A 12844-nucleotide genomic window follows, 5' to 3' on the forward strand; every position below is an offset into this window, starting at 1 on the left:
TTCGTGGGTTGATGCCCGCCGCGCCGACCCCCGTCGGCCCACCCGGGGTTTCCGGGGTGGGCCGGGGCTGATCCCCGATGTGACTGCCTCGTCACGCCCCTAACGTCAGCACCGTTGACCGGGGGGCTGACGTGACAGGGGGAGCCGAGATGCGGAGAAGACCGGTGACGGTGCGGTTGGCGCGGTGGAGCGCCGAGCACCCGTGGCGGGCGATCGCGCTGTGGGCGGTGTTCGTGGCGGTGTGCTTCGTCGGCGGCAACGCCGCTGGTCTCAACGAGGCCACCAGCGGTGACCAGGCCATCGGTGAGGCGGGGCGGGCGGGCCTGATCGTGGACGCCGCCGACTTCGACGACCCGGCCGTGGACAACGTCCTGATCACCTCTCGCGGCGGTGCGCTGGACCGGGCGGCGGCCACGGCAGCCGCCGACGACGCGGCGGCCCGGCTGCGCACGGTCGTCGGGGTGGCCGCGGTGGGGCAGCCGGTCACCGCCCGCGACGGTTCCGCGCTGCTGGTGCCGGTCACCATGTCCGGTGACCCGGAGACGGCGTCGGAGCGGGTGCAGCCGTTGCGCGACGCCACCGCCACCGTGCAGGCGGCACATCCGCAGGTACGCGTGGAACAGGTCGGCGGGCCGTCGATCGGTCAGGCCCTCGACGACACGCTGGGCAAGGACTTCGAGCGTGCCGAACTGCTCAGCCTGCCGGTCACCCTGGCCATCCTGATCATCGCGTTCGGGGCGTTGATCGCGGCCAGTGTGCCGGTGCTGCTGGCGCTCTCGTCGGTCGCCGCCGCGATGGGTCTGTCCACCCTCGCCTCGCACCTGGTGCCCGCGACCGACACCACGGCACCGGTGATCCTGCTGATCGGTATGGCGGTCGGGGTCGACTACTCGCTGTTCTACATCCGTCGGGAGCGGGAGGAACGCGCCAAGGGCCGTTCCGGCCTCGACGCCGTGGAGATCGCGGCGGAGACGTCCGGTCACGCCGTGGTGGTGTCCGGCCTCGCGGTGATGATCTCGATGGCCGGGCTGCTGCTCGCCGGTGACGTGGTCTTCTCGTCCCTCGCGGTCGGCTCGATCCTGGTGGTCGCCGTCGCGGTGACCGGTTCGTTGACGGTGCTGCCCGCCCTGTTGGCCCGGCTCGGCCGCTGGGTCGACCGGCCCCGGGTGCCGCTGCTCTGGCGGCTGACCGCGCCGCGCACCGGCCGACACGGCCAGCCCCGCGCGCCCCGGCTCTGGCCCGCGGTGCTCCGGCCCGCGCTGCGCGCGCCGGTGGCGACGCTCGTCATCTCGGTCGGGCTGCTGCTCGCGCTGGCCGCGCCGGCGCTCGGCATGAAGCTGAAGTTCCCCGGTATGGAGGACCTGCCGCGCACCACGCCGGCCATGCAGGCGTACGACCGGCTCACCGCCGCGTTCCCGAGCACCGGCACCAACCACGTGGTGGCCGTGCGGGCGCCGGCCGAGCAGGCCGACCGGGTACGCGCCGCCCTCACCGACCTGTCCGGCCGCGCGGCCGGCGATCCGCTGTTCGCCCCGGTCGAGGCGGACGGCCCGAAGATCGAGGTGTCGGCCGACCGGCGGGTGTCGGTGCTGGACGTCGCCACCCCGTACGCCAGCCGGGACGACCGGTCGGTGCAGTCGCTGGAGAAGCTGCGCGAGGACCTGGTCCCGGCCGGGTTGCGGGGCATCCCCGGCATCGAGTACGCGGTCGGTGGCAGCGTCGCCGACAGCGAGGACTACGCGGCCCACGTCCGGGACAAGTTGCCGCTGGTGATGGGCTTCGTGCTGGTGCTGACCTTCCTGGTCATGGTCTTCACCTTCCGGTCGGTGGTGGTCGCGGCGAGTTCGATCGCGCTGAACCTGCTCTCCGCCGGTGCCGCGTACGGGCTGCTGGTGCTGGTCTTCCAAGGTGAGTGGGCCGAGGGGCTGCTCGGCTTCACGTCGATGGGCGCCATCGTGTCCTGGTTGCCGCTGTTCCTCTTCGTGGTCCTCTTCGGCCTCTCGATGGACTACCACGTCTTCGTGGTCAGCCGGATCCGCGAGGCGATCCGGTCCGGCATGCCCAACCGCGACGCCGTGTCGTACGGGATCACCTCGTCGGCCGGGGTCGTGACCAGCGCGGCGGTCGTGATGGTCGGGGTCTTCTCGATCTTCGCCACGCTGAGCACGATCGACATGAAGCAGCTCGGCATCGGCCTCGCGGCGGCGATCCTGCTGGACGCCACGATCATCAGGGGAGTGGTGTTGCCGGCACTGATGACCATGCTGGGCGACGCCAACTGGTGGGCCCCGCGCTTTCTGCGCCCTCGTCCGCAGGCGGCCGCGCCCAGCGACCCGCCGGCCCCCAACCCGCAGTTGGTGCCGGTGCCCTGACGTCGAGCGTGCTGGGCCGGGTCGCGACCGCGGCCCGGCCCAGCAGCAGGCTCAGGGCAGCGGGCAGGCTTCCCGGGAGGCGTCCAACGCGCGGTCCTTCCGGATCGAGGCGAAGCCGTAGCCGACTGTGGTCACACAAAAGTCGTCGGTCGTGCCGGTGTACTCCACGTGGAAGACCGGCTTGCCGGCGTCGGCGAACGGCAGCAGCTTGGCGCACTGGGCCAGCCGCACGCACTCCTCGTTGACCACGAAGTCGAAGTCGGGAGCCAGCGCGGCGAGCTGCGGCACGTCGTTGACCAGCCCGGGGGAGAGGCTCAACGAGCGGGCCAGCTCGGCCAGCCTCCGGTTGAACAGCAGTTGGTCGTCGAAGTCGAGTGGGAAGCCGGTGCGGAACGCGTACCCGTCGGTGTCGGCGAGCGCGACCGCGCCGAAGCCCTTGCCCCGGCAGAGCCGGAACCGGTCGGCCAGCACCGGTTTCAGCGCGTCCCAGCTCCGGACGTCCAGCCACCGGCTGTCCGGCCGGGGCCCGGCCGCACCCTGGACGACGTCCGGGAACCGGCTGGCGTCCGGGTCGGCGGAGCGGACCGACCCGACGTGCACCTGGCAGATCAACCGGCGATCCCGGGAACGCAACTCGGCGGTCTGCGCGGCGGTGGTGGCCACCGGGTCGAGCAGGAAGACGTCCGCCTCCACCGTCGGGTCGAGGGGACCGGTGAGCTGCCACTGCCACTGCCAGTGGCGGGACTGCCCGGCCGGCCACGCGGTGGGCGCGCCGGGCGGGGTGAGCGCCGGGCGGCAGCCGTACACCGGCACGACCATGAGCAACGCGATGCCCGCCGACGCGACGCGGTGCAGCGGGCGTACGGCGGGGCGTCGCCGTGGCCGGATCCGCATCGGCAGCTCCCGGGGTCGGGGCGGCCCGTCGCCGCCCGCACCAGTACGCCGACCCCGCGCTCGGCCCGACGTACCTCATCGGGTCAAACGAGCGCGGGGGCGCGGACGACGCGCGGTCAGCGCGGCGCTGCGAAGACCTGCGTCCAGTACGGCCCGTTGCTGCTGGCGATGCCGACGCCGATCTCGGTGAACGCGCAGTTCAGGATGTTGGCCTTGTGGCCGGAGCTGTTCATCCAGGCGTCCATCACGGAGGTCGGTGTCTTCTGGTTCCAGGCCACGTTCTCGCCGTAGGTGCGCCAGGCGTAGCCGACCCGGTCCAGCCGGACCCCGGCGTTGCTGCCGTCGCTGCCCGTGTGCGACATGTTCTGGTGGTCGGCCTGGTCCTGGCTGTGCTTCTGCGCGGCGGTCATCAGCTTGTCGTCGATGGTCAGCGCCTTGCAGCCGGCCTTGGCCCGCTCGGCGTTGACCAGGTCCACCACCTCGCGGGCCTGCGAGCTGACGGTGCCGCTGGAGCCGCCGGACCCCGAACCGCTGGTCGTGCTCGGCGCGGTGCTGCGCGCGCGGCGCGACGCGGCGGTGGTCCGGGACGCCGCGGGGGTCGGCTTGACGACCTTACTCGGCGTGGGGCTCGGCTGCGCCGAGCTGGGCGCGGCCGACGGGGAGGGGGCGGCCAGCGTGTCGATCGCCGGTGGCTCGGTCGGTGCCTGCGACGCGGCGAAGGTGTCGTCGACAGCCGTCGGCTGATCGGCCCCGTCGCCACCACCGGGCATCGCGAGCGCGCCGACGCCGAAGGTCACCACGAGGGTGGCCGCCGCGGCGGCACCGCCGATCATCATCGGCTTGCGCCAGCGGCGCGGGGAGCGGTGCCGTCCCTCACCGGCGCGACCGGCCGCCCCGCCCTCGGTGCGCCAACCGCCGGTCGTGTCGGGGTCGGTGTCGGTGCGCCATCCGCCGGTGGTCGCGGTGTCACTGTCGGCGTGCCACCCGCCGGTGGTGTCCTCGGCCGGGTGGCTGCTGTCCCAGGTGCCGCTCTCGCGGGCCGGGCGGTGGGCCGGCCAGGCGGCGGTGGGGGCGTCGACCGGGTCGGCGGGCGTCGAGTGGCCCGAGTGCCAGCCGTCGGCCTGCTGCGGCGACCGTCGGTCGTCGCCGGGTTGGTCGGCGTCGTCACCGAACAGGTAGGCCGAGCGGGGCTCCGGGCGGTCGTGCAGCCAGGCCGGCTCGTCGGTCGGCCGCTCGGCGCGCCGGGGGGCGCCGTTCGGGTCCATCGGGTCGGTCCAGCCGTACACGCCTATGCCTCCAGAGGTCGGTTGCGGGCCGGGGTGACGCTACGGCGCGCCCGCGACCTGCGGCAACGTGGCTAAGGAAGAGTTAAGGGGAAGTCGGACGACAGGGGGCGGACTTCCGGGAATCCGGGCGTACAGTAAAGGTGTCCGGACAGAGCGTGTCCGTGCCGTGAAGGCAGCCCCCCGACAAGTGGACAGGTCGACGTGGAGATGATCTACGGCCTGCGAGAACTTGACGAAGGAGGGGTTTGCGGCTCAATATATAGGTGTCGCCAGTCGCGCCCGGTCATGCCCAGATACAGCCTGGAATGACAGCCGCGTACAAATGGGCGCGCGTTGGCCGGCCTTTCCGGCAGCGCATATCAAGGAGTCAGCATGGCGAAGGCCCTCTACGGCCACGTAGGTGCAGCGCCCGATCGGCGTCTGCTCGACGAGGTCACCCGGCTGCGTGCCAGGGTGCAGGCACTGGAGTTCGAGATCACGCGTCTGCGTGCCGACAACGATCGGCTCGCGGCGGCTGCGGCGGAGGCGGACGATCTGCTCCGTCTGGCCGAGCCGGCGCTGACCTGATCTCCGCGTCGACAAAACTGAATCGCACCATCGCAGAAAAGCGCGCCGACACGTCCTGTGCCGGCGCGCAACACTGTCCGGTTCGGTTTCGGGTCGACGATTTATGATCTTGCGATCGGTCGCGCGGGAACCGTCCCCGCCGCGTCCGAATAACGCATCGGTCGAAAAGCCGATCATGAACTGCTCTCACCATTATCGCGACCGCTGGAACAACAGCGCGTACACGCCTCGCGCCCTCCGCGTACCCGACCCGGGGCGGGTCGCGTGCCGGGCCGCTCCCGCCGCCGGGTTAGTCTGCGAGTTCACCCAGGTCCCCAGAGCCGGCGACGGTACGGCGGCCACCGGACGAGGATCGAGAAGGTGTATCTCAAGAGCCTGACGGTGAAGGGGTTCAAGTCCTTCGCCTCCGCGACGACGTTGAAGCTGGAGCCCGGGATCACCTGCGTGGTGGGCCCGAACGGCTCCGGCAAGTCCAACGTCGTCGACGCCATCGCCTGGGTCCTCGGCGAGCAGGGCGCCAAGGCGCTTCGCGGCGGCAAGATGGAGGACGTCATCTTCGCCGGGACCGCCGGCCGGGCCCCACTCGGCCGCGCCGAGGTCACCCTGACCATCGACAACACCGACGGCGCGCTGCCGATCGAGTACACCGAGGTCTCCATCACCCGCCGGATGTTCCGCTCCGGCGAGAGCGAGTACGAGATCAACGGCGACTCCTGCCGGTTGCTCGACATCCAGGAGCTGCTCTCCGACTCGGGCATCGGCCGGGAGATGCACATCATCGTCGGGCAGGGGCGGCTCGACGGCATGCTGCACGCCAAGCCGGAGGACCGCCGGGCGTTCATCGAGGAGGCCGCCGGCGTCCTCAAGCACCGCAAGCGCAAGGAAAAGGCCCTGCGCAAGCTCGACGCGATGCAGACCAACCTGAACCGCCTCACCGACCTCACCGCCGAGCTGCGCCGCCAGCTCAAGCCACTGGGCCGGCAGGCCGAGGTGGCCCGTCGCGCCGCCGCCATCCAGGCCAACCTGCGCGACGCCCGACTGCGGCTGCTCGCCGACGACCTGGCCACCCTGCGCACCACGCTCGACCGGGAGATCGCCGACGAGACCGCGCTGCGGGAGCGGCGCGAGCAGATCGAGGGCGAGCACGTCGAGGTGCAGGGTCGACTCGGTGAGCTGGAGGCCGCCCTCGCTGAGGACGCGCCGTTGCTCGCCGCCGCACAGGACACCTGGTACAAGCTGTCGGCCCTCCAGGAACGCTTCCGCTCGATCGAGCAGTTGGCCCGGGAACGGCTGCGGCACCTCAGCACCAGCGGCGACGACGAGCGGCCCGGCCGCGATCCGGATCAACTGGAGGCCGAGGCCGAGCGGGTCCGCGAGCAGGAGGAGGACCTGCGCGCGGCGCTCACCGACGACCAGATCCGGCTGGCCGAGGCGGTCGAGCACCGCCAGGAGCTGGAACGGCAGCTCGCCGCCGCCGAACGGGAGCTGGTCGCCGCGGCCAAGGCCATCGCCGACCGGCGGGAGGGGATGGCCAAGCTCACCGGTCAGGTCAACTCGGCCCGCGCCCGCACCACCAGCGCCGGCGAGGAGATCGAACGACTCGCTGTCGCGCACGCCGACGCGCTGGGCCGCGCCGAGCAGGCGCAGGCCGACCTCGACGCGGTGGCCGCCCAGTCCACCGAGGCCGACCGGGACAACGCGGACCTCGACGCGCGGCACGCCGAGGCGGTCGCCGCGCAGGAGCGGGCGCAGGCGACCGTACGCTCCCTGGCCGACTCGGAGCGGGCGGCGGAGAAGGACGCCGCCACCTGGAAGGCCCGGGAGGAGGCGCTGGCGCTGGGGCTGCGGCGCAAGGACGGCGCGGGGGCGTTGCTCGCCCGCGCCGACGACGTACCCGGACTGCTCGGCAGCCTCGCCGGGCTGCTCACCGTCGCGCCGGGCCACGAGGCCGCGCTGGCCGCCGCGCTCGGCGGACTCGCCGACGCGGTAGCCGTCAGCGGGGTGGACGAGGCCGTCGAGGCGATGCGACTGCTGAAGATCTCCGACGCCGGCCGGGCCGGTCTGCTCGTCGGCAGTCCGGCGGGCCCGGGCATGACCGGCTCCGCCGACGCGCTGCGCCCGAAGCTGCCGGACGACGCCCGGTGGGCCCCCGACCTGGTGGAGTGCAGCGCCGACCTGCGTCCGGCGGTGCACCGCGCACTGCGGGACGTGGTGCTCGTCGACGACCTTGCCGCCGCCGCCGAGCTGGTCGCCGGCAACCCCGAGTTGCGGGCGGTCACCCCGGACGGCGACGTGGTCGGGGCGTACGCGGCGGCCGGTGGGTCGGCCAAGGCCCCCAGCTACATCGAGGTGCAGGCGGCCGTCGAGGAGGCCCGCGCCAACCGGCTGACCGCCGAACGGGCCGGCGCGGAGCTGCGCGAGCAGCTCGTCGAGGCGCGCGCCGAGGTGACCGCCGCCAAGGAGGCCGTGCAGCACGCCGCCGCCGAGAAGCGGGAGGCGGAGAGTCACCGCAACGCCGCCGCCCGGCGGCTGGCCGAGCTGGGCGCGGCGGCCCGCTCGGCGAAGGCGGAGACCGACCGGCTCGGCGAGTCCCGGTCCCGCGCCGAGGCCGCCCGGCAGCGGGACCTCGCCGCGCTCGACGAGTTGGAGGAGCGGCTGCGGCTGGCCGAGGAGACGCCTGTCGACGCGGAGCCCTCGACCGAGGAGCGGGATCAACTCGCGGCCATGGTGCCGCAGGCCCGGCAGAACGAGATGGAGGTCCGGCTCGCGGTGCGTACCGCCGAGGAGCGGGTCTCCTCGATCGCCGGCCGGGCCGACTCCCTCGCCCGGCAGGCCACCGCCGAGCGGGCCGCCCGGGAACGCGCCGCGGCCCGGCGGGCCGCGCGCACCCGGGGCGCCGGCATCGCCCGGGCCGTCGCCGGCGGCGCCCGGGAGGCGCTCACCCGGCTCACCACCTCGATCGCGACGGCCGAGGAGCACCGCGACGCGGTCGCCCGGGAACGGGCCGCCCGCGAGGCGGAACTCCAGGAGGTACGCGGCGCGGCCAAGCGGCTCGGCGCGGAGCTGGAGCGGCTGACCAGCCAGGTCCACCGCGACGAGGTCGCCCGCGCGGAGCAACGGTTGCGCATCGAGCAGTTGGAGGCGAAGGCCGCGGAGGACTTCGGGCTGGACGTGGAGACGCTGGTCGCCGAGTACGGCCCGACGCAGCCGGTCCCGCCGACCCCCGTCGACATCGCCACGGCCGAACGCGACGGCCTCCCGGTGCCCGAACCGGTCCGGTACGAGCGGCCGGTGCAGGAGAAGCGGGCCGCCAAGGCGGAACGGGAGTTGACCCTCCTCGGCAAGGTCAATCCGCTCGCGCTGGAGGAGTTCGCCGCGCTGGAGGAGCGGTTCAAGTTCCTCTCCGAGCAGTTGGAAGACCTCAAGGCCACCCGTCGGGACCTGCTCACCGTGGTCAAGGACGTGGACGAGCGGATCCTGGAGGTGTTCGCCAGCGCGTTCGAGGACACCGCCCGGGAGTTCGAGCAGGTGTTCAACGTGCTCTTCCCCGGCGGCGAGGGTCGGCTGATCCTCACCGAGCCGGACGACCTGCTCACCACCGGTGTCGAGGTGGAGGCCCGTCCACCGGGCAAGAAGATCAAGCGGTTGTCGCTGCTCTCCGGTGGCGAGCGGTCGCTGACCGCGGTGGCCATGCTGGTGGCGATCTTCCGGGCCCGGCCCAGCCCGTTCTACATCATGGACGAGGTGGAGGCGGCCCTGGACGACGTCAACCTGGGCCGGTTGATCACGTTGATGGCACAGTTGCGGGAGAAGAGTCAGCTGATCGTCATCACGCACCAGAAGCGGACGATGGAGATCGCTGACGCGCTCTACGGAGTCACCATGCGCAGCGGGGTCACCCAGGTGATCAGTCAACGGCTCAACCGGGCCGACGAGGACGACGAGCGGCACGGCCGCGGCGAGGAGAACGGGTAGTGGCTCGGGAACGCGCGACGGCGCTCCTGCTGGATCTGGACGGCGTCCTGCGCCGGTTCGACCCGGCGGTCGCCGCCGGGGTGGAGCGGGATTACGGCCTCGCCGACGGGGTTCTCCAGGAGATCGCCATGCAGTGGGGCCGGCTCCGGCCGGTGCTCACCGGCCAGGTCAGCCACGCCCAGTGGGTGGACAGCGTGGCCGACGCACTCGCCGAGCCGGCCGGCGGCCCGGACCGGGCCCGGGCGGCGGTGGAGCAGTGGCAGCGCTACCGGGGCGAGGTGGACACCGCTGTGCTCGACTTCGTCCGGGAGGTGCGCGCCGCCGGCATCACCGTGGGTCTGGGCACCAACGCCACCGACCTGCTCGACGCCGACCTGGCCGCCCTCGGCCTGGTCGGTGAGTTCGACGTCGTGGTCAACTCGTCGACGCTCGGGGTGCACAAGCCCGCCCCGGAGTACTTCCAGGCCGCCTGCGTGGCGCTGGCCACCGCACCGGCCCGGGTCCTCTTCGTCGACGACGAGGACTGGGCCGTCCGCGGTGCCCGGGCCGCCGGGCTGTCGGCGCACCGCTGGGGCGGACACGCCGACCTCCGTTACCTGCGGGCTGCGCTGGCCTACTGAGCCCGGCGACATCGCGGTGACCCGGTCGTCCCACGCTCGCGCGTCGGGGCCGGGTCAGCGCAGCCCGGGGACCTGGGTGACGGTGAAGGGCGGCGCCGGGGCGGCCGCGTTGAGCTGGCTGTTCACCCAGAGCAGCCGACCGGCGTCCCGGACGAGTGTGGTCGGCGACTGGGCCAGACCGGCCGGGTGGGACTGCCGTACCACCCGGGCGGTTCGTCGGTCGGCATCCAGCACCGCCAGATTCACCGCGAAATCCCAGCCGCCGGCGTCGTCGGGGAAGTTCACCACCCCGTAGAGCCGGTCGCCCTCCAGCAGCAGCCCGTCGGCACCCATCTGGCCGCCGATCACCTCGACGGCCGTGGCCGTCCGCCCGACCAGGTCGACCCGCCACAGCCGCTCGGTGCCGGGCCGGCCGTCGCCCTGGTCGGCGACGAGCGCGATCCGCCCGCCGTCGGTGACGACGATGCCGTTGAGGAAGCCCGGCGTGACCGGGAAGTCAGCGGGGGTGAGCCACCGGACGAGGTTCCCGACCGTCGGGCCGTCCAGCGCCGCCCGCCACAGCGTGCCGGTGGCCGAGTCGGTGACGTAGACCGCGTCGGCGGTCAGCGCCAGGTCGTTGAGGGCGGCGCCCGGCCCCGTCCGGCGGGCCAGCAGGTCACCGTCCGGGGCGTACACGAAGAGCGCGCCGGTGTCCCACCCGGCGACGAGGATCCGGCCCCGCCGGTCGACGTGCACCCCGGCCGCCCGGGTGCGCCCGTCCGCCCCCGGTGGCAGGAACTGTCGCAGCTCCCGGTCGCGGACGTGACCACGGTAGACGGCCCCGGTTCCGAGACTCGTGACGTAGAGGGTGCCGTCCCGGGTCACCGCGATCCCCTCGGGCAGCGCACCGGCCGCCCGGGAGACCACGTACGTGTCGGGGCGCGGGCCGACGGCGAGCACCGGCGCGGGTACGGCGACGGTCAGCACGGCCAGGCCGATGGTCGTCGACGCGAGCAGCTTCTTCATGCCCTGAGAGTCATCGCACCGCCGGGCCGTCTCCATCCCCTTTCGCACCTGCCCGAAAGGTGGCTAGCGTCGATGCCGTGGTGACTCTGCACCTGAGCGCGGTGGACCTCAGCCGCACCGTGTTGCGTTCCGAGCCGTCGGTGTTGTTGGAGTTGGGGGCGGCCGGTCAACGGGTGTTCCAGACCACAGTGCCGGAACACCTGGTCACCTGGCGGGCCCGCACCCGGGCCGCACTGCGCCCGGTGATGTGGCCCTACCTGGACCTGTGTCGCCACGAACGGTGGTTCCCGGACTTCCTCACCCCGCCCAGCTTCGGCGGGGAGTTGGGCCCGGCGCTGGCGGAGGTCGCGGACACCCCGGCGGCGACCCTCACCGAGCAGCTACGTCCCCGGATCGAGGCCGGCGACCTGTCACCCCGGGTCGGTCCGCTCGCCGACGGGAAACCCGATGCGGTACGCCGGCTACTCGATGCGATGGAGGCTTTCCACGCCGTCGCGGTGGGCGCGTACTGGGAGACGATCCTCGCGGCGGTGCACGCCGACCGGGCGGTGCGTGGCCGAGCCATAGTGGACGCCGGGCTCGACCGGGTGCTCCGTGGCCTCAGCCCGCACCTGCACTTCACGCCGACGGGGGACACGTACGAGCTGTCGTACCGGTGTGCCTTCGGCGGCGACGTCGGTCTGTCGCCGGGCGGCCGGGGGGTCACCCTGGTGCCCTCGTACTTCGTGCCGCAGCCCGCGGTGCTCGACGACCCGGCCGGTCCCCTGGTGCTGACCTACCCGATCCGGCCGGCCCGGCGGGAACCGGCCACCGGCCAGCCCCTCGCCCACCTGCTCGGCCGTAGCCGGGCCGCGGTGCTGAGAGTCGTCGCCGACGGCCTCAGCACGTCACAGGTGGCCCGTGCGGTGGGCATCTCGATCGCCTCCGCCAGCGAGCACACCAGCACCCTGCGCCGGGCCGGACTGATCGCCACGCACCGGGCCGGTTCGTCGGTGGTGCACACGCTGACCCCGCTGGGCGAGCACATGCTGCGGGCTGGACGCCTGGACTGACGGCTATCCCGTCACTCGCCGGTGACGCCGTCGATGCGTTCCCGGATCAGGTCGGCGTGGCCGTTGTGCCGGGCGTACTCCTCGATCATGTGCACGTACACCCAGCGCAGGTTGAAGGTGCGCTTCTTCGGGCCGACCTCGGTGAACGTCTCGTCGAGCGAGTGGCCGGCGGCGGCCTCGCGGGCCAGCGCCACCTCCCGGTGGAAGACGGCGAAGTCGGCCTCGGCGTCGGCGTCGCTGACGTCGTGGTCGGCGTCCGGCGTCTCCGGTGTGAAGTACGGGTAGTCGACAGGCCGGCCGGCGAAGTTCTCCCGGAACCACCAGGCCTCCACCTCGGCCAGGTGCCGGACCAGGCCCAGCAGGGTCAGCCCGGAGGGTTGGACGCTCGGCGTCCGAAGCTGCTCCTCGGTCAACCCGGAGCACTTGAGCAGCAGGGTCTGCCGGTGGTAGTCGAGCCAGCCGTCGAGCATCGTGCGCTCGTCGCCGACGTACGGTTCAGGGGTCCGGCTGATCTCCGGTGCGGTCCACGTCATGCGGTGCATCCTGCCCGGCACGCCTGACATGTCGCGACGGGTTATCAGGGCACCACGACGACGGGCCAGCGACCGGTGCGCACCAGGCGGGTGGCGACCGAGCCGACCAGCCGGTGACCGGCCTGCTCGGAGGCGCCCACCAACACCATGTCGGCCTGGAACTCGTCGGCCGCCGCGCACAACTCGCCGTACGCGTCGCCACGGCGGCACACGAAGGTCACCGGGATGCCCCACTGCTCGGCCCCACGCCGGCACTCCCGGCGCAGCTCGTCGGCCAGTTCGTCGGCGGCGCGCTGGACCGCTCCGGCGTCCATCCCGGGCACCAGGGCGGTCAGGCCGCTCGGCGAGCTGACGAAGACCACCACCAGGGCGGCGCCCTGCCGGCGGGCCAGACCCGCGGCGTAGGAGCCGGCCCGCTCGGAGGTGCGGGTGCCGTCGACGCCCACCATGATCACCCGAGGGCCGTCCGTGCCCCGTTCGAAGGGCAGCGGTCGGGTCCTGGGGCCGTACTCCTCGCGGTCCGGTGCTCCCACGCTCATC

10 protein-coding genes are annotated in these 12844 nt (G+C 73.1%); 5 read left to right on the top strand and 5 right to left on the bottom strand.

What is annotated here, in order from left to right:
• Positions 1-149 precede the first annotated feature (149 nt).
• Positions 150-2372: an MMPL family transporter gene (locus O7616_RS11650; RefSeq protein WP_282306813.1), complete on the top strand. Its 2223-nt coding sequence runs from the start codon at positions 150-152 to the stop codon at positions 2370-2372.
• A 51-nt stretch (positions 2373-2423) separates the two neighbouring features.
• Here the strand turns inward: O7616_RS11650 and O7616_RS11655 are convergent, their stop codons facing one another.
• On the bottom strand, positions 2424-3266 hold the full coding sequence (locus O7616_RS11655; protein ID WP_282306814.1) for an endo alpha-1,4 polygalactosaminidase: 843 nt from the start codon (positions 3264-3266) through the stop codon (positions 2424-2426).
• Between the two features lie 116 nt (positions 3267-3382).
• Positions 3383-4552 (bottom strand): CAP domain-containing protein, encoded by a 1170-nt coding sequence (locus O7616_RS11660; RefSeq protein ID WP_282306815.1) that lies wholly within the window; start codon positions 4550-4552, stop codon positions 3383-3385.
• A gap of 372 nt (positions 4553-4924) precedes the next feature.
• Here O7616_RS11660 and O7616_RS11665 point away from each other — a divergent pair, with 372 nt between their 5' ends.
• The 3 genes from O7616_RS11665 (at position 4925) to O7616_RS11675 (ending at position 9714) form a co-directional block, all read left to right on the top strand.
• Positions 4925-5119: a hypothetical protein gene (locus O7616_RS11665; protein WP_007456482.1), complete on the top strand. Its 195-nt coding sequence runs from the start codon at positions 4925-4927 to the stop codon at positions 5117-5119.
• 360 nt (positions 5120-5479) lie between these two features.
• On the top strand, positions 5480-9094 hold the full coding sequence (smc, locus tag O7616_RS11670) for a chromosome segregation protein SMC (RefSeq protein WP_282306816.1): 3615 nt from the start codon (positions 5480-5482) through the stop codon (positions 9092-9094).
• On the top strand, positions 9094-9714 hold the full coding sequence (locus tag O7616_RS11675; protein ID WP_282306817.1) for an HAD-IA family hydrolase: 621 nt from the start codon (positions 9094-9096) through the stop codon (positions 9712-9714). The genes smc and O7616_RS11675 overlap by 1 nt, the downstream gene beginning before the upstream one ends.
• A 54-nt stretch (positions 9715-9768) precedes the next feature.
• Here O7616_RS11675 and O7616_RS11680 read toward each other — a convergent pair whose 3' ends face one another.
• Positions 9769-10719 carry a superoxide dismutase gene (locus O7616_RS11680; RefSeq protein WP_282306818.1) on the bottom strand — a complete coding sequence of 317 codons (951 nt, stop codon included), beginning with the start codon at positions 10717-10719 and terminating at the stop codon, positions 9769-9771.
• 77 nt (positions 10720-10796) lie between these two features.
• Between O7616_RS11680 and O7616_RS11685 the strand changes: the two genes are divergently transcribed.
• The gene (locus tag O7616_RS11685) at positions 10797-11771 is read left to right on the top strand and encodes a helix-turn-helix domain-containing protein (RefSeq protein ID WP_282306819.1); all 975 of its coding nucleotides are present in this window, start codon (positions 10797-10799) and stop codon (positions 11769-11771) included.
• Positions 11772-11782: 11 nt separating this feature from the next.
• On the opposite strand, the gene O7616_RS11690 is transcribed toward O7616_RS11685, so the two are convergent.
• Positions 11783-12304 carry a DinB family protein gene (locus O7616_RS11690; RefSeq protein WP_282261999.1) on the bottom strand — a complete coding sequence of 174 codons (522 nt, stop codon included), beginning with the start codon at positions 12302-12304 and terminating at the stop codon, positions 11783-11785.
• A gap of 44 nt (positions 12305-12348) precedes the next feature.
• Positions 12349-12843 (bottom strand): universal stress protein, encoded by a 495-nt coding sequence (locus O7616_RS11695; protein ID WP_282306820.1) that lies wholly within the window; start codon positions 12841-12843, stop codon positions 12349-12351.
• Position 12844: the final 1 nt, after the last annotated feature.

Origin of the sequence: Micromonospora sp. WMMD964 (assembly GCF_029581455.1) — a bacterium.
In the GTDB taxonomy this organism is placed as follows: Bacteria; Actinomycetota; Actinomycetes; order Mycobacteriales; family Micromonosporaceae; genus Micromonospora.